This is a genomic window from Kutzneria sp. 744, assembly GCF_000568255.1.
Classification (GTDB): domain Bacteria; phylum Actinomycetota; class Actinomycetes; order Mycobacteriales; family Pseudonocardiaceae; genus Kutzneria.
Map to the genome: position 1 here is coordinate 11,480,361 of NZ_KK037166.1, position 16,701 is coordinate 11,497,061.

The 16,701-nt window shown below is 69.3% G+C and carries 18 protein-coding genes and 3 pseudogenes; 2 read left to right on the forward strand and 19 right to left on the reverse strand.

Annotation, left to right across the window (positions count from 1 at the left end):
- Positions 1–10 precede the first annotated feature (10 nt).
- Positions 11–2,413 (reverse strand): LuxR C-terminal-related transcriptional regulator, encoded by a 2,403-nt coding sequence (locus KUTG_RS55095; protein WP_198047675.1) that lies wholly within the window; start codon positions 2,411–2,413, stop codon positions 11–13.
- 334 nt (positions 2,414–2,747) lie between these two features.
- On the opposite strand from KUTG_RS55095, the gene KUTG_RS51895 reads away from it, so the two are divergent.
- Positions 2,748–3,575 (forward strand): hypothetical protein, encoded by an 828-nt coding sequence (locus KUTG_RS51895; protein ID WP_043727575.1) that lies wholly within the window; start codon positions 2,748–2,750, stop codon positions 3,573–3,575.
- Here the strand turns inward: KUTG_RS51895 and KUTG_RS64995 are convergent.
- From KUTG_RS64995 to KUTG_RS51910, 4 genes and pseudogenes are all read right to left on the reverse strand, one after another.
- Entirely contained in the window at positions 3,509–3,904 is a 396-nt protein-coding gene (locus KUTG_RS64995) for a phosphate signaling complex PhoU family protein (RefSeq protein WP_232241393.1), read from the reverse strand. The two genes, KUTG_RS51895 and KUTG_RS64995, sit on opposite strands and share 67 nt — an antisense overlap.
- A 65-nt stretch (positions 3,905–3,969) precedes the next feature.
- Positions 3,970–4,086: pseudogene (locus KUTG_RS66925) on the reverse strand (phosphate transport system regulatory protein PhoU); the annotation flags it as partial.
- Positions 4,087–4,189: 103 nt separating this feature from the next.
- Positions 4,190–4,735, reverse strand: a complete 546-nt coding sequence (locus KUTG_RS51905) for an RAD23 family protein (RefSeq protein ID WP_157495439.1) — start codon at positions 4,733–4,735, stop codon at positions 4,190–4,192.
- Positions 4,735–5,658, reverse strand: a complete 924-nt coding sequence (locus KUTG_RS51910) for a hypothetical protein (RefSeq protein ID WP_157495440.1) — start codon at positions 5,656–5,658, stop codon at positions 4,735–4,737. The genes KUTG_RS51905 and KUTG_RS51910 overlap by 1 nt, the downstream gene beginning before the upstream one ends.
- Positions 5,659–5,747: 89 nt before the next feature.
- Here KUTG_RS51910 and KUTG_RS51915 point away from each other — a divergent pair, with 89 nt between their 5' ends.
- Entirely contained in the window at positions 5,748–6,167 is a 420-nt protein-coding gene (locus KUTG_RS51915; RefSeq protein WP_052396456.1) for an amino acid permease, read from the forward strand.
- Positions 6,168–6,305: 138 nt separating this feature from the next.
- Here the strand turns inward: KUTG_RS51915 and KUTG_RS60260 are convergent, their stop codons facing one another.
- From KUTG_RS60260 to KUTG_RS60270, 14 genes and pseudogenes are all read right to left on the reverse strand, one after another.
- Positions 6,306–6,734, reverse strand: a complete 429-nt coding sequence (locus KUTG_RS60260; RefSeq protein ID WP_157495441.1) for a hypothetical protein — start codon at positions 6,732–6,734, stop codon at positions 6,306–6,308.
- Positions 6,735–6,780: 46 nt separating this feature from the next.
- Positions 6,781–7,065 (reverse strand): annotated as a pseudogene (locus KUTG_RS66930) (nitric oxide synthase oxygenase); the annotation flags it as partial.
- Between the two features lie 34 nt (positions 7,066–7,099).
- Positions 7,100–7,459: pseudogene (locus tag KUTG_RS66935) on the reverse strand (nitric oxide synthase oxygenase); the annotation flags it as partial.
- A gap of 15 nt (positions 7,460–7,474) precedes the next feature.
- Positions 7,475–7,654, reverse strand: coding sequence for a hypothetical protein (locus tag KUTG_RS55120; protein ID WP_052396460.1), 180 nt, complete (start codon positions 7,652–7,654; stop codon positions 7,475–7,477).
- Complete coding sequence (locus KUTG_RS55125) at positions 7,647–8,654, reverse strand: pyridoxal-dependent decarboxylase (protein ID WP_232241394.1); 1,008 nt, start codon at positions 8,652–8,654, stop codon at positions 7,647–7,649. The genes KUTG_RS55120 and KUTG_RS55125 overlap by 8 nt, the downstream gene beginning before the upstream one ends.
- A complete protein-coding gene (locus tag KUTG_RS55130; protein ID WP_052396462.1) occupies positions 8,545–10,395 on the reverse strand; it encodes a pyridoxal phosphate-dependent decarboxylase family protein in 1,851 nt (616 codons plus the stop codon). Before KUTG_RS55130 ends, KUTG_RS55125 begins: the two co-directional genes overlap by 110 nt.
- Positions 10,396–10,584: 189 nt before the next feature.
- A complete protein-coding gene (locus KUTG_RS51940) occupies positions 10,585–11,523 on the reverse strand; it encodes a glutaminyl-peptide cyclotransferase (protein ID WP_052396463.1) in 939 nt (312 codons plus the stop codon).
- A gap of 452 nt (positions 11,524–11,975) precedes the next feature.
- Complete coding sequence (locus KUTG_RS51945) at positions 11,976–12,347, reverse strand: hypothetical protein (RefSeq protein ID WP_198047676.1); 372 nt, start codon at positions 12,345–12,347, stop codon at positions 11,976–11,978.
- A gap of 221 nt (positions 12,348–12,568) precedes the next feature.
- On the reverse strand, positions 12,569–13,441 hold the full coding sequence (locus KUTG_RS65800) for a YczE/YyaS/YitT family protein (protein WP_052396464.1): 873 nt from the start codon (positions 13,439–13,441) through the stop codon (positions 12,569–12,571).
- Entirely contained in the window at positions 13,438–13,902 is a 465-nt protein-coding gene (locus KUTG_RS51955) for a cupin domain-containing protein (protein ID WP_043727580.1), read from the reverse strand. Before KUTG_RS51955 ends, KUTG_RS65800 begins: the two co-directional genes overlap by 4 nt.
- A complete protein-coding gene (locus KUTG_RS51960; RefSeq protein ID WP_043727581.1) occupies positions 13,899–14,186 on the reverse strand; it encodes a hypothetical protein in 288 nt (95 codons plus the stop codon). Before KUTG_RS51960 ends, KUTG_RS51955 begins: the two co-directional genes overlap by 4 nt.
- Complete coding sequence (locus KUTG_RS51965; RefSeq protein WP_084580868.1) at positions 14,183–15,634, reverse strand: MFS transporter; 1,452 nt, start codon at positions 15,632–15,634, stop codon at positions 14,183–14,185. The genes KUTG_RS51960 and KUTG_RS51965 overlap by 4 nt, the downstream gene beginning before the upstream one ends.
- A complete protein-coding gene (locus KUTG_RS51970) occupies positions 15,634–16,524 on the reverse strand; it encodes a formyltransferase family protein (protein ID WP_052396465.1) in 891 nt (296 codons plus the stop codon). Before KUTG_RS51970 ends, KUTG_RS51965 begins: the two co-directional genes overlap by 1 nt.
- Positions 16,521–16,682 (reverse strand): hypothetical protein, encoded by a 162-nt coding sequence (locus KUTG_RS60270; RefSeq protein WP_157495442.1) that lies wholly within the window; start codon positions 16,680–16,682, stop codon positions 16,521–16,523. Before KUTG_RS60270 ends, KUTG_RS51970 begins: the two co-directional genes overlap by 4 nt.
- Positions 16,683–16,701: the final 19 nt, after the last annotated feature.

Below are 16,701 nucleotides of genomic sequence, written 5' to 3' on the forward strand. Positions count from 1 at the left end.
TTACGGCTGGTCAGGATTCGCCGTGGTGCTGCCGGAACCACGCGGCGAGCTGCTCGCGGTCGTTGGCCTCGATCTTGCTCATGGCATTCGCAGCGTGGTTCTCCGCTGTGCGACGTGAGATGACCAGCCGTTCGCCGATTTGCCTATAGGTCAGGCCCTGGGCGACTAGAGCGGCGACGTCGAGCTCGCGCTTCGTCAGGGCCGGCGTGGTCGGGGCCGCTGCGGTGTCGGGTCTCTCTGCGAGTAGGCGCTGATTGACGAGTTCGGCGAGTGTGCCCTCGGCCTCGGCGCGCCCGCCGCGGGTTGGCCGTGCAAGCGCGTCCTCGCCGAGAGCCCTGCGCACCATCTCACCGGCGCGCTCGGCGCCGCGGGCAAGCGGGATCATGCTCGATAGACCCATGCCGGAGCGCTCCACCAGCACTAGCGCCGCGTTGAGCATCGTGGCGGCGACGTCGTGCTTGCCGAGCACGGCCAGGGCTTCGGCCAGCTCCATCGCGACCAGGCCAGGGCCCCATTGGTCCCCGAGGTCAAGTTGCTGGCGCAGCCCGTCACGCAGAAGATTGACGGCCAGTACCGGGTCGCCGTGACGGAGCTGGGTCAGTCCGGCGGTGGCCAGCGCCCAACTGTGGTTCCAGGCGGGATAGCCGGCCTCGGCAGAGTCGGCAAGCAGCCAGTCGGCGAGCGTGAGCATCTGCTCGGCGTCCGACGAGTAAGTCGCGCCGGCGAAGATGGCGAGGTTGCGCATGAAGTAGCGGCGGCCGCGCTGGCCGAGCGCGTCCATCGCGTCGGCGGCACGCAGCAGCAACTCGACGCTGTCGGGGTTGCCGCTCAGCCACCGGTGGGCGCCATCGATCCCGGCAAGCGCAGCGGCGGCGTAGGTCGTTGCCGGGTCGAATGGGTCGCATTCGGCCAGGACCAGACGTGCCTGATCGAGTAGCAGCTTCGCTTGGTCGTGGTCGCCCTGACAGCTGGCATAGAAACCCTGCTGGGCCAGCGCCGTGGCCCGAGCGGGACTCGGGTTCGGATTCACCGCGCAGGTACGTGCCAGCCAGACCAGACCTTCGTTCAAGCTGCCGTGGAACCACCACGCCAGGTAGCCGCCGAGGCCGATGGCCATGGTCAGACCGACGTGCTCCAGCCCGGGCATCTCGCAGCATGCCGACAGCGCGGCGCGGATGTTCGGCATGTGCGTGCCGAACCATCGCATGCCTTCCTCTTCGCGGGCCGTGTAGTACCACTCCGCCGTGCGGGTGATGCCCTGGTGGTAGTGCAGCGCGTGCCCGCGCCGCACCGCGTCGACCAAGCCGTTCTCGTACGCCGCCCTGCGGCGCCCTTCGCGCCGGAAGGTCTCCAGCAGGCGAAACCTCGGAGTCTCACCCGGCACCGCGACGATGATGGACCGGACGTCCAGTTCCTCCAGCACGGTCACCACGTCCATGGCGGGCACCTGTTCGCACGCGCCGACGGCTTGAGCGGCCTCCAGGTCGAACGGTCCAACGAACACCCACAACCGGGCCCACAGCGCGCGCTGCGCCGGCGTGCACAGGCTCCAGGTCGCCTCGACCATCGCCTCCAGCGACCGGTGGGTGTCGCGACGGCCCACTCCCGTGCCCGGAGTCTGATCGAGTAGGTCGAGCCGTTCCAGCAGTTGTTCGGCGGACAGCACGCGCAGCCAGCGGGCGGCGAGTTCGATGGCGAGTGGGAGTCCGTCGACGGCGCGGCACAGCCGGACCAGGCCGGCCCGATTGGCGTCGGTCACGACGAAGTCGGGCTGGATGTCGCGGATCCGGTCGGCCAGCAACTGGACCGCCTCCCACTCGCCGCCGTCGGCGTCCGTCAACGGCACCGGGTCGTCGCTGGCGATGTCGCCGCGAGCGGGCGCGACGGCGAGCGGCGGCACCGCCATCTTGCGCTCGCCCGGGACACCGAGCAGCTCCTGGCTGGTGGCGATGATGGTGATGTTGTCCACGGCGCGCAGTACGGCCACGACCAACTCAGCGATCGGGTGGACCAGGTGCTCACAGTTGTCGAGCACCAGCAGCAGCGCCTGGTCGTGCGCGAGATCCGCGAGATGCCGGATCAGCCCTCGCAGACCAGGCTCGGCGGACTGGTCGTGCAGCGGACGCGGCAGGGATTCGCCGATGAACCGCGCCAGCCGTTCCCGGTGTTCGAGTTGGGTCAGATCGATCAGCGCCAGCCCTTGGCCGAACCGGTCTCGGACGCGGCGGGCGAGTTCCTCAGCCAACCGGGTCTTGCCCGAGCCCGCCGGCCCGTGCAACGTGATCAACCGGGCCGCCGGATCCGCCAACAACGCGCCCGCCTCGGCCAGCTCCCGCTCCCGGCCGATGAACGTCGTCAACGACGCCGGCAACCCACCCACCCTGGGCGGGTCCACCGAGTCGGCGCTGGTCACAGCCCTCACCTTAGGCTAAACAGATGGAGGTCTCAGCGTTTTGGTGGTGAACCCCGCAAATCCGGGCGACACCACGGGGGCGAGGGGTGTAGCTCGTTCGCCCGTGCCGCGCCGACCCCTACCTAAACCGGTCATCGGCGAAAGATAGGTAGCGCATACTCATTGAATTGCTGGATTGCCCGAATACCGTAGACGTGTGTCTGGGGAACACGAGAGGGACACCACATCGTCGGGAGCATGGTGGCCGAATGCGGCCCCAGCTGCCGATCGCCGTCAATCTGAATCGCGGTGCCTTCTCGAGCACCCCTTCATCGCCGACCTACACCTGGCAAGCTTGTCCGGTGGCGACGCCGTCGGCGACCTGCACTTGGACCTCGACCTCAGTCGCGCGCCGGACGCGACACGGGCAACTGCCCTGGGCACGCGGCTGTGGATCGCCGTGTTGCAGGGCGACGGCCGTGCGGACGCCCTGCGCGAACGATGTCGCGCCGAGATCGCGCCGATCCTGCCCAGGCTCAGCAAGGGGCAGACCGCGGTAGTCACGTTGGCGGAGGGCACCTACCGCTGGCTAGCGATGGATGACCAGCGCTCGGGCGACCTGTTGCACGCAGCACTGGGCGACTTCGTCGCGGTCGGAGCGCTCGCGGACGCCGCTTTGTGCGCCGTGTACTGCGCGTTCGAAGCGCACCTTCGGGGGGATGAGCGAACGACAGCACGGGCCGCCGCCGAATGCCGGGAGCTTGCCGCACACCTCGACGATGACCGACTGCTGTGCTGGGCAGCGTGGCTATCCGGTCTGGTCGACCGGTGGGCGGATCGAGACGGCGCCGCGCAGCAGATCGCCACGGCGGCGACCCGCTTTGCTGACATGCGTGACTGGCGCGGATTGGGCTGGTCGTTGGAGCTGCTGAGCTGGCTCGCCGCCGCCTCAGGCCGGTACGTCCGGGCAGCCGAGCTGATGGGCGCAGCGGACGTGCACTGGCGACGGTTCCGGGTGCGCCTGCGCGCGCTGGGGCCGGCCGGCGCGGAACGTGCGCGCTGGCAGGCTCAGGTGCTCAAGCAGCTGACACCCACCTCGTTTCACCCGCTTTACGACTACGGCGCTGGGCTGCCGAGTAGTGGTGTGATCACACTTGCGGTAACGCTAAAGGGCGATTCGTAGTGATCGGTCGTCTCTTTCTGCGGCAGGACCAGCCACTGTCGCGCCGGGGACGCGAGGTCGAGGGTCGTCGCCAGCAGGCCGGCGTGCAGCTGGTCGACGTGGCAGTCGGTGTTCTCCAGCTCGGCGAACGCCCCGGCCGCCGGCGCCGTGATCAGCTCAGCAAGCCGGTCGGCCATGCTCGCGGTGACCTGCCCGAGGTCGGCGAACGTCGGCTCCAGCTCGGTCGGCACCGTGTGTCCGTGGTGATCGAACCGGGCGGCGTCGGCGATATGCGCGGCCAGGTCGCCCATGCGCTCGACCTTTTCCGCGCAGTAGGTCGCGGCCAGCACGATCCGAGGTCCCGGGCGATCGGGGCCTGCAACGCCAGCAGCGCGTACGTCTGCTCCTCGCACGCGGCGCGGAGGGCGTCCAGGTGGGTGTCGCCGGTGATCACCTGCTCGGCTAGGCCGAGGTCGGCCGACAGCAGCGCCCGGGTGGCGTCGCGCATCGCGGCCGCAGCCGCCGTGCTCATGCCGGCCAGTTGCTAGCCGAGCTGGGTGAGGTCTCCGTGGAAGGCTTCGCGCACAACCGCGCAGCGTAGTGGCTTCGATCGTCGTCTGCCTGCGGCTGGGGTACTAGTGTGAGCAGCTCGACCCGGGGTCGTTGCCGGCCACAGAGAAGAAGCTCCACGTGCCCGGGTGGGTGTTGGTGCCTCGCGCGAAGATCGCCACGGCCCCGTGCGGGTGGCAGTACACCCAACCGCCCTGGTCGGCTCGGGCGGGGGTTTCGAGGGTCTGCGCCAGAATGGCGAGTTCGGCGCCGTCGCGCTCGCGCAGTTCGGCGATGGACTGTCCGTGCGGCCCAGCGTCGAACTGGCTGGCAAGTGTGGAGAAGTCGTGCTGGCAGGCGGCTTTGTGCACCGTGGTCACTTCGCCGAGCACGGGCGCGGGTAACGGAGAACCGCTGGCGTCCGCTGGTGCCACGGTGCCGCACGGCGGGGTCGCCGGCCCGGTCGGTGACTGACCGGTCGAACCTGGCGCAGCGGATTGCGGGGGAGCGCCCTGCGGTGTGGCCGGCCCGCCGGTTTCCCGAATGATGACGGCCAGTCCAACCATGAGCACGGCCAGCACGATGACGCCGATGGTGGCGCGGCGGAGGCTGGTGGACGCTGCGGCGCGCATCAGCACATCCCGGCCAGATGCTGTGGGTCGTCGGCTGGAGTCAGGCCGAGCTTGCCTTCGTACAGGTAGGCCGCGCCATAGGAGGCCAGTCGGGTGGGGCCGCAGTTCAAACCGGACACCCGGAACGGCTGACCGTTGTTGTCCACGACTTGCGTGCTCAGTGTGTCTCCGGATTCGTAGACCACGGCGAACTTGTACTCGTAGCTGCCCTTGTCGGCGAGGGCCGTCACCACCACCTCGGACGTTTCCCCGGGGTTGAGGTTGATGGTCTTGGCCGGAAACAGCGGACCTGCGGGCACAAACCCGTCGGCTACGGGCTTCGTGGCCTGCAGGATGGGAAACTGGTCGTCCAGATACACCGCCGCCTCGGTGGATTCCTCGCCGCCCTGCGGTTTTGCCCAGACAAGGCTGCCGGACAGCGGCGGCTTCCTGCTGACGACGACCGGCTTGATGTCGGTGATCCGCACCGGGTGATCTCGTGGGCCTTCCAGATGCAGGCGGATGGTCTGCGTCTTCAGCTTGGCGGCGTCGGTGTGCCGCAGCGCCGCCGCCACTGAGTCATCCATGGAGATGTTGGTGTTCTCGACCTTGGTGATCAAGGTGGGGCCGGGGAAGGTGGGGGAGGCGCTGACGTATCCCCAGGGCGGTTGGTCGTTGTACGACAGATCCGCCGACACCCGCAGGTCAGCTGGAGCCGGCGACGCGGCGGTCGGCGATGCGCGGGGCCAGGCGATGATGACAACGCTCACCAGCCCTGCAACGGCGAGCACGGCGACCAGAGCCAGCCATCGCGGGCCCGCACCGCTCCAGACGTGCACGCCACCGTGGATTTCGCCGGATTGAACGACCTGGTCGGCCCGGCCATTGAGAATGTTTTGCAGAGAAGTGGGATCAGTGTCGTCCATCGGACCGTGATCGCTCATCGCACTCCTCTGCCGCCAGGGTGTCGGCATTCTACGTCCCAGTGTTACCGGTGACTCGACGCCGTCCAGCGCGCGATTCGGACGAAACGGTGGTCATCGGGCTGGGCTCGATGATCGGGGCCGGGCTGTTGATCGGCCTGGCCGTCGCGGCGCTCGTCGCGTACTGCAACGCCACCGCGTCGGCGCAGCCGGCGGCGGCCCACCCGACCTCGGGCGGCACGTACATCTACGGTCAGGAGCGGCTCGGCGAGTGGTGGGGGTCCACCGCCGGTTGGGGGTTCGTGGTCGACAAGTCCGCGTCGTGCGCGGCGATGGCGCTCACCTTCGTCTCGCACGCTGTGTCCGGACCCTCCTGGGCGCAGCGGGTCGTCGCCGTGGTGGCCGTGCTGGGCCTGGCCGTGCTCAACTACCGCGGCGTGGCCAGGACCGCTCAGCTGACCCGGATGCTGGTCGCGTGCAGCCTGCTCACACTAGTACGGCAACCGGTGCGCCCAGTGATCAGGAGGTGATCGTCCAGCGGTCATGACCTGATCACTGGGCGCACCGGTTGCCGTACTAGGTGCTGCCAATGCGCCCCTGGGCGGCGGGTTCAGTCAGCCAGCTGGTTCTTCCGGCGCAGCTCGGCCAGTTCCTGATCACTACGGACCTCACCCGGCGTACGAGACCCGGTCGCGGCGGTTCGCCTGTCCCACTCGGTTAGCACGCCGGGGGCGCGATTCATCGTGGCCCGGCTGACCTGTGCCTCCTTCCACAGGTTGTCCTTGATCAGCCGACCGTCGGTTCGCTCGGGTTTGCCAGCCAGCAGCCGGTCCATCGCCGCGGTGATTGAGGAACAGCAGCAGCCGACGGCCGATGTAGGCATAGTCGAGCATCGTCTTGGCGTCCCGGCTGGCGAGCGCGAGTATCCGGAACCAGGTCGAGATGGGTTCGACGGGCCGCATCTGCTCGTCCAGCAGGATCGGTTGCCGGTCATGGGGTCGCCGGGCGCTCAGCAGCGCGGCTAGGTCGGCCGGGCTGATGCCGGGTACTTCGGTCACCTCGCGAAGAACACGAGGCTTTGTCACGAACAGTTCCACAACTCTCCACATGGCACGGACATCGCTTCCGGGGAACACGCGATTCCTACCAGGTGGGCCATGCTCGACGACGTGCTCTTGGAGACGGCGGACCTCGCCCGTGAGACATCTGCTGATTGGCGAGAGAACCGCTGAAGATCGTAGACCACCGCCGCCCACACAAATCGATCCTCATGTTCGAGATCGCCGGCACGGCATGCCACCGAAGTCGAAGGCCAGCGAACCATGCGTGGCGCGGGTGCTCCAGCTCGACCAGTGGCACGGCGTCGGCAGGCAGCTCGTGCAACATCAGCCCGTCGCGGGCGGTCCGGATGCCCAGCGGCAGGACGTCGAACGGGCCCGGCCGCGTGGGCGGGCGGAGTCCAGCCCGCCTTGATCAGCAGCGTGGTCAGGTCCTCGTTGTGCGGGTCGCCGAGCACCCGGCTCTCGCTCTCGCGGTAGCCCGCGAACCGGATGAGCTGCCCGTTGACGATCGTGATTCCCGGCTAGTGACCGGGTTGGTCGGCGGGGAACAGCGTGACGCCCGGAACGAGCTGGCCGCGGCGGGAACCACTGCGCATGACCCACCTCAGGTGCTGCTCAGCCGCGGTCGCGACCTCCGCCGCTGTGCTCGCCGTCGTCTGATCGCGCAGTTGCATCGCCGGCCACCACAACCGACCCAGGCAGCGCGCGTTGTTGCGCCACGACAGCTGGACGGCGCGGCGCAGCTCACGAGTGGTCAACTTTACCTGCCCTGTGACTCACAGCATGTCGAGGATCTCGGCGCGGCGGGCGGCGGTGCTGATCCGCATCAATTCCGGGTCCCGCAGCAGCAGCACGGCCTGCCCCAGCACATCCATCGGCACCAGCTCGCCGGTCCGACCGCGCTGAACCTGCGGGGCGGCCATGGTGGGGCACTGCGCGACGGCCAGGTCATGCATAGAGCACCTCCGACCCTGTATGCCGATCTCGGGTGTCGGCGGCAGCCAGCGCCGCGGTGAGCTCGCCCCAAACCTGAGTGGCCGACAATGCGTTCGCCCGATGGGGGACGACCGCGATGACCGGGCGGCCCGCGAGTTCAGCCCCACGCACCGTGCGCAGGCCCGCCACCGTCAGGCGGTCGATCACCCGCTGGGTCAGGATGTCGTCGTGGGCTCGGCCCTGGCCGCTGTTGACCCGCACCACCATCGACCCGACCCCCTCCGGGACCGCCATCGTCCACTGTGGATCGGCGCGGACGGTTTCCCGGATTTTCCGCAGGGCGTTGACCTGTGCGCGCAGGTGCGCCCGCAGCGCGACCAGACCAGAGCAGTGCAAGGCCAGGGCCAGGCCCAGCGCCCGCTCGGGCGCGCCAAGGCCGAGGAACTCGTGGCGTGCGCCGAGCGCGTTGATCAGCGCTGGGGCGCGCACCGCGGCCGGGTCAGTGGTCCAGCCCGCCGCGCACAGGATCGGGGTGTCCACCAGCACGCCGGGATCCAGGCACACCGACTGCGCCTTCGCCACGCCGGCCAGCAGAGACCGGCGCTTGGGCAATATCGCGTACGCCCCGGCCGGGGCGTCCACATGCAACCAGACGCCGACCTCCTGGGCCACCGACCCAATCCCTGCGAGATCGTCCGCGATCCCGCAGGAGTCGCCGACCACTGCGGCCACCATCACCGGCCGGCGACCGCTGGCCGTGTCCTCCCGAATCGCCCGCCGCAACGCCGCAGTCGACATGCGCCCAGTGTCCGGCGCCGTGTCCACCCACCGCAACGCCCCTGCGCCCAGCGCGGCGGCCAGCACCGCGGCCGTCACCGTCTGCTCGGGCCGTGCCGCCAGGTACACCGTCTCAGTACCGGCCAGTCCTGACGTGCGCCCAGCTCGCGTCAACGCGCCCGCCAACGCCAATCGTGCGAACTCGGTGGCGGAACTGGACACGAACCCGATCCCGCCGCCCATGCGGGTGAACGCGGCAGGAAGCCCGACGGTCCGGGCGAGCAGGTCCACCGTCCGCGCCGACCAATGCGCCACGGCCCGGTTGTCCAATGCGACTCCCGGTGCCGGTGTTGGTGGGCCGGAACGGGCGATCATCACGCGGAGCTCGGCCAGCACGTCCTCGCGGCGCTGGGGCGTCATCGGCAGCGCGGTGAAGCCGTTCAGGCCGGGCCCGGCGTCGGGGTCGCGGGTGGCGGAGAAGTTCTCGGTGGTGCGCACTGCCTTCATGCCGGTTCCTTGTCGTCGGTAGTGGTCTGCTGCGGGGGTGGCCGGCGGCGAGCCGCGCCAGGTCGAGGACGTGGCCTCCCCGGTTCGGCGCGGCAGCCGGCACCGCGACCACGAGAGCCCGGGCCAGCGCGGTGACCACGAGGTGCGCGTGGACCCGGCCGCTGTGGCCACCGGGGGCGATCCGGATCCACAGCTGGCCCTCGATCGTCGCCGAGGACAGCAGGACCTGGCCGTCGCGGTGGACCGCGTCCAACAAGGCCTGAGTCGCCTGGCTCCCGTCCCGGACGCGCAGCAGTACGAGGCCGAGCCGGGTGCGGGATTCCAGTTGAGGTTGGGCTGTGGCCCAGATGCCGATCCGTTGCGCCAGTCCGAGGTTGCGGCGCAGCAGACGGCGCAGCTCTGCTTGGCCGAGGCAGCGCAACGTCATGCCCAGGACCAGCGCGCGGTCCGGCCGGCCGGTGGGTAGTTGCAGCCCGCGCGGATCGACGCCTTCGCCGGGCTGGCCGTTGGCCAGGTAGGGCTGGTCCACCGCCATAGCGGCGGCCATCGCGTCCGGCCACCGGGTCCACAGCACCGAACAGCCCAGCCCGGTGCGCAGCAGCTTGTGCGGGCTGACCACCAGACTGCTGGCGAACGCGTTGCCGGCCAACAGGTTGCGGTGCTCGGGTAGCACCGCGAACGCCCCGCACCACGCGGCGTCCACGTGCAACCACAGGCCCCGGGAGGCGCAGATCGCGCCGAGCGCGACGAGGTCGTCGACGGCTGCGCTGGCCGTGGTGCCCACGGTCGCGACCACCATGACCGGGCACAGACCGTCCGCGACGTCCTCGGCCACCGCTGCCGCCAGCTCCGTCGCGCTCATCGCTCCCGTGTCCGGATCGTGGACAACCACGCGCAGGCCCTGCTGGCCCAGTCCTGCGGCCAGGACGGTTCGTGCCACGCTGCCGTGGGTCTGGCTGGTGACGTAGACGCGTTCGTCGCCGCGGACCCCGTCCTGCCGCCATCGCAGTCCCCGCGTGCGGATCAACGCGCCCAGCAGCGCCTGCTGAACGCCCGAGGTCGCCGAGCCGAGGACGACGCCGGCACCGCCGCCGGCCCAGGTCAGACCCGGCGCGAGACCGAGCATGCGCGCGAGCTGGTCGGTCGTCGCGCGCTCCCACTGCGCCGCCGCGATGTTGCTCGGCCAGACATGGGAGTTCCTTGTCGCGGCGAGAACCTCGGCCACGAGCGCGGGGATCGACGTGGTCGCGGGGATGTAGGCCATGCGCGCCGGGTGAAGCCAGGGCTCGCCCGCGGCCGCCCAGAACTGGCTGAGCTGGGCGGCGACGTGCTCGACCCGCTCCGGGCGCTCGCCGATGGCGTCGGACAGCAACTCACGGACCCAGCTGCCGGGCCGCGCGGGTCGGAGCCGGCCCGCGGCCGTCGCGCTCCACGCGAGTTCCGCGTAGTGCCGGATCGCCTCGTGCACGGCGCGCATGGCGTCGCCAGCCTGGTCGCCAGCCTGATTGAAAAGTGGCCGGCCTAGGTGTAACACAGCGAGGTCCCCAGACGAGCATGGGCTGACTGCTTCACCTAGAGTTGCTTGCACGTAGTGTTGAGCTAAGGCGCAGTGGCGAGCAATCGTTGCAACCCCGTCCACCTCACGATGCGCAGTCGGTTGTGCAAGTTAAACGTCATAAAACGTCCGTAAAGCGAACGGTCCTCTATGATGATAACCGGCGCCAACCGACTTCGGCATTTTCTCGGTTAAGCGGACCCGCACGAGGTCCCGCCAGTCCTTTCCCGTGATCCACGCGGTGCCGTCGGGATTGATGGCGATGCCGTTGGGCACCGCGTCCGGGTCGCCGCCGCCGGGGTGCTCGGCTCGTTGCAGGCCCGCCAGGTCCGCTGCTGTTCCGGCCCGGCCGGTGTAGGGGTCGATGGCGAACAGGGTGTTGCCGCTGTTGAGCGGCGTGGTCAGGCCGGGACCGGTGGGGAACTGGTTGGCCCACACCACGCCGTCGGCGCAGTCGAGCTCGTTGAGCCCGATCGTGGGTCGGCCGGCCGCGGTGACGGTGAACGCTCCGGTCACCGCGAGGGTGGCGGGGGATCGCCGGGTCAGGGTGGCCGAGCCGTCACTGGTGATCAGCTCATGGCCGTCGAAGCAGATGCCCCAGCCCTGCCCGGTGGGGTTGGTCAGCGGCACCGTCGCGAGCAGAGCGAGGTCGGTGCCGTAGTGCAGGGCAACCTGGTCATGCCAGGTCAGCAGCCAAATCGACGGTGGCCTGTCGGGGAGTCCGTGCACCACCGCGAGCCCTTCGGCGAACACGCCCTTGACGTCGACCTGCCGCAGCACGCGGCCGGTAGCCGAGGCCAGGACCATCAGCCGGCTTGGCTGGCCGTCGACTGCGCCGGTGGCTTCGACGAGGTTCCCGTCGGGCAGCGCGTCCAGGCCCTCCACGAACTGCGTGGCGGAGGGCTGCGGGATAGTGCCGAGCGTCTGCACGCTCAGCGTCGTCGGTGCGGGCTCCGACGGCGGGGCGGTAGCGAAGGGGTTCTCGGGCATGGGAATCGCGGCACAACCGGTGGCCGCCAGGAGGCTGGCGGCCACCAGGCCCCGCGCCACGGCGCCGAACCGTTCCTGAGCGATGTTGCGGCGTCCGAACCAACGACGGCGCGGGGCTCGGTGTCGACCCGGCAACCGGCTTCGCCGACCACCGTTCCCGGAGCGTCCTCGGCCGGCGTTGACTGCGACGCGCGGCAAGATCCGCGCCACGAGTGGGCTCGCGACCACGGCCACAACCACGGTGCCGACATGCCGTGGCTCCCACCGACGCCGACACGCACCGTTACTTGCATTCCCGGTCATCTTCGAGTCAGTCCTTCCCGGTTCTGCGAGCGAAACTCGCGACGACAAAGCGGCGGCGTCAAGGCCCACCACGAAGCAGCGTCAGGCGTCCGGCAAGTGCATTCCTTACGGTTCGGCGTGAGGTGCGAAATCCTGGTACGACGTCCGCACCCCACGCCTGTAACCAAACAGCGAACGGGCCGGCATGACCCGCTCATTGCAATGGCGTGTTACGCCGGGCAGGTGGGTGTGATAGACCAGTCCACGAACTGGGCGGCGATGTACCCGGTGACGTGCCGTGTCATGTCGCTCATGTACCACGTGTTCCCATAGGCGGGGAAAAAGAGCTGATAATCGTCGCTGGTGTAGGCCAGGGCGAGGATCGTTCCTCCGGGAGTCGCCCGAATTCGAACGCCGTCAGCGGCGAGGTAGGGATGAGAACTGCAATCCCGGTTGACCGCCATATCACGCGTTGCCGGCTGCACCACCTGGGCGGCATGACCGGCCCGAGGCATGTACTGGGCCTGCGCCGTACCTGCGGCTACGCCGATGAGGCCAGCCGCGAGCGCAGCCGCGGCCACGCCTGTGACTATCCGATTCATGACAGACTTCTCCTGTCGTTCAAATCTGTAGTGGGCGTCGAGATGACGTAACATGCGACCTGCGTGAGTGTTTTCAGTAGATCACGACAGGCCAATAAGGCCCGGGGGAACCGCCGTCGGTCATCACACCTCCCCGTCCATTCAATTGGAGTTCTCGACTTCGCCATGGCCGCCGGCATCGCTATGCGACGTGATTCGGCGTTAATGAGAAGTCCGGCGGGCTATGACCTCCTTTCCCGCCAGCGTCGGCGAAACGCCGCCCCGGCGTTCGCATCGGCCAGCACAGTGACCGAGCTCAACGCCCCGGCCATCAAGTCCGGCCCGGACGCGGCAGGCCGGCGCGTGACACGCGCGGCGCGCCTGCGTCGTGGCGCTCGATGCCGGCCCGACCGGCGCCGCACCCGGCCGGCGCCGGCCGAGGCACGCTCAGCGTCGCCCTTGTCGATGCTCAGGCGAGGCAACAACAACGCGACCAGCAGCCCGACCGCGACGGCCACGACCACCGTCCCGACCCAGACCTGCCGGTGCTCGAGGGCGGCGAGCGGATCAGCCGCCAGCACGCCAGCCAGCACCATGCCCGCCAACAGCGCCAGCACGTCCATACCGATCCGCGCTCGGCGCACCGACAAACCCCTCCGCAGCAAGGCCTGCATCACCCGGTCCCGAGGTCCTGCCCCCAGCCCGCAGCCCACCATCGCCGCGGACCCGGCGGCGAACACGACCGCCCCGCCGAGCAGGTAGCCGACGCGGCCGGCCAGCGCGTCGGTCGCGGGGAGCACCGTCAGAGCGAAGTCGGTGCAGACACCGGGAACGATCAGACCGACCAGCAACCCCGGCAGGGTCCGGGGCCGCACCGGCTCGCCGAGCACGACGGACACGATCAACGCAAGGGCGGCCGTGGCGATCACCCCGCCGCCGACGGTCGCGTCCGCGCCAAGGACGTCGTGCAGCCAGTTGGTCAGGGCGACGTGCCACACGTCCCACGGCAAATAGCCAGCGTGCGCGGTGATCATCGCCGCGATACCCCACCCAATCGCCGCCGCGCCGAGGAGAAGCTGCGCCCAGCGCCGGACCGTGATCACCGACGCGTTCATGCCGCGTTCCGTCGGATCGCGGCCACCGGGTCTTGACCGGCCGCGACCGCATCCTGGGCCCGGCGCGCGAGCTGCTCGATCTCGGACTGGACCCAGTGCGCGAGGTGCACGTCCAGCGCGTCGGGCGCGTCGGTGCGGAACTCCAGAAGCTCGAAGTCGACGCGGGCTGAGAGGTTGATGCCTACATGCAGTCGGCCCGCCGGGATGACGAGCACGTCATCGGCGTGGTGCACGATCGGGTCGAGTTCCTCGCCCAGCAGCGTCAAGCCGTGGCCGGCCCGCACGAACAGGATGGTGTCGGTGACCGCGTGGGAGTGAACATGCGCGACGTGCAGCGGTGGCATGTCCAAGGCCCACAAGTGGCCCTGTGCGCCGCCGCCGACGTAGCGAAGTGGTTGGCCGTGCGGGGTGGAGATCGGTGTGGTGTCCGCGATGTTGAGGTGCTGGAGCATGGTGGTCATGGCTGGTCCGATCGATCGTGCAGGCCCGGCCGGGTGGTCCGAGCTGTAAAGGTTGGGGTGACGCCGTGGCGGTGCCGCAGCAGCGGCACCAACGCGGCCGCAGCCACCAGGGACGCGAATGCGCCAAGCGCGAGGTGGGCGGCGCGGACAAAGGGTGTGGTCACGCGCAGCACCAGCGGCCCCACGCGGGAGACCATCTCGCCCAGCGCCGGCTCGTGGTCGTTGTCGAAGCCCACGTAGCCGCCCGCCGGGTGGTCGGGCTGGTCGCCGTCAACGGGGTTCACGACGGATCTCCTTGAGATGTAGGGGAAATCGCTGTGGTCACAGCAAGGAGCAGTCCGAGCGCGACGACACCGACCGCAAGCGCGCGCAGCCCGACGTCGGTTCCCGGCAGCGCCTGCACGACGACGACCGTCGTGCCCTGACCGGCGACGAACTGGATCAGGCGGCTCCAACTCGCGACACCGCCAGCACGGGACAGCGGGCTGGCCGCAACCGAGCCGTGCTGGGTTGCGAGGTTCGCCGCGCCACAGGTCACGCCGAGCAAGGCCAGCACGCCGAGGACGGCGGCCGCGGTGCCGGACACCGGAAACGTTGGCATCGCCAGCATTCCCGTGCCCACCAGGACCAACGAGCCTGCTCCGGCCAACAGCGGTGGAACCGGGCCTCGGTCTCGGACCGCGCCGCGGAACATCGCCACCGCGCCGACCGACAGCGCGGCGACCGGGAGCAGAGCCGCTCCGGACTGTTCGGCCGTCCAGCCCCGGTCGGCCAACCAGAGGGGCAAGCCGTAGACCACGGCGTACACCGCGACATACACCGTCGCGGTGCGACCCAGGCCCAACAGGATCGGCCTCGAGCTCAGCACCGTCAGATCGATCGCCGGCCTCATGCGGTGCTGGCTGTGCACCACCAAGGCGGCGATCAGCGCCAGAAGCGCAGTGGGCAGCACCATCGTGGGCGAGGACAGTCGGATCGGCACAACCAGAACCGCTGCAGCCGTCGCCGCCACCGCGATCGCCAACGCCAAACCAGCCGGGTCGACCTCCGACCAGACCCGCCGGCGCACCGCGCCGGGCGCGCCGACGCAGTCGATCTCCGCTGGGAATGCCTTGTACACCAACACAATTGCGGCTGCCGCTGGGATTGCGAGCACCATGCAGGCGACCCGCCAGCCGAACGCCGTGACCAGCGCGCCCCCCGCGGCCGGCCCTATGCCGAACATCAACTCCGACGCGGCCACGATCGAGGGCAAACCCATGGTGACCGCGAGCCCGCGGCGGGTGTTCGTGTGCGCCAGCATCCGGATCGCCGCCGGGTACAGACTCGCCGTAGCCACTCCCACCGTCAGGCGGGCCGCGACCAACTCCGGCAAGGTCGAGGCGAGCCCCGACGCGAGTGTGACCAAGAGGACCACCACCAGTCCCGCGACCAGCACCCGGCGGGCGCCGAAGACGTCGGCAATCCGGCCCGCCGCGATCACACCGAAGGCGGCGCCGAGGAAGAACGCGGTGACCAGCGCTTCACCGCCGCCGACGCCCGCGTGCAAGGCTCGCCCGATCACGGGGACCGCCGTCGCGATCGACGACGCGGCAAACCCGTGTAAACAGCACGACACCGACAACGCAACGGTGATCAGCAGATGCGGTGCAGTAGCGGGCCCGCTCACTGCGTCCACCAGCCGCAGCCGCGAACCAGACGGCGGATCGTCAAGGCGGGCATGCGCGGCCATCAGATGATCTCGGCCGACGCGCCGCACACCACGACCCGGCCGGACAGGTACGCCCACAACGTCTCGGCCAGAAGAGGGCCGCCGCGCCACTGGATCCGGGTGAGGTCCTGCTCGCTGGCCGCTGGCGGGACCGGCCAGAAGCCCTGATCCAGGATCGGTCCCCTGTCGAGATCTTTCGTCGCCACGTGCACGGTCGCGCCGATCTGGCGGGCGCCGCGCTCCAGCGCCTGCCGGCTCGGCCGCGCGCCAGGGAAGCCGATCGCGTCGCCGTGATGGAGGTTGATCACCAGGACGCCGGCGGCCTCCAACTCCGCGCACAGCCATGGGCTGAGGACCTGCATGTAGCGGGCCAGCACGATCACGTTGACCCGCTGGTGGATCACCATGTGCAGCAGGCGCCGCTCGGCTTCGTCCTTGTCGTCGGTGGGGACGAATGCGAAGGGGACGCCGCCGAGGCCGTCGAGCACGTGGGCATCCCGATGGTTGCTGACCACCCCGACGATGTGAGCGTCGCCGAGCAGCCCTTCGGCGTACATGCCGAGCACGTTGTACAGCCCGTACAGCGTCTTCGACACCATGATCAAGATGCGGTGTGCGCCGACTCGCGACAATCGCCAACTCACATCGAACGCCGGATCGACGCGCTGCCCTTCGGCGATTAGATGCCCGACATGCTCGGTGAAGCCGGCCTGCAATTCCGCCAGCTTTCCAGCACTCGACAGAAGAAACGTGCTGCGTATCAGCTTGAGCCTGTGCGCGTTGCTGTTCTTGGTGACGATCCGCCCGTCGATGACCTCGCCGCCATGGGTTTGAAGCCAGTCGTTCAGAGCTGGCAGGACGTCATAGTCACCCCTGACACCCGCCGTCAGCGATACATGCACGGTGCTCATCGAACCTTCCTTTCGGCTCGAGGAACGAAACCGGCAACCACAACAACGCCAGTCGTCATACCCAGTGCAACCATCTCGAGCACGCCGGCAATGCGATCGCCGAGCGACCGCCGTTTGGGGTCCATATCGATCTGATGAGGACGCATCACTTCACCCATCGAAGGAGTCGGAAAATGA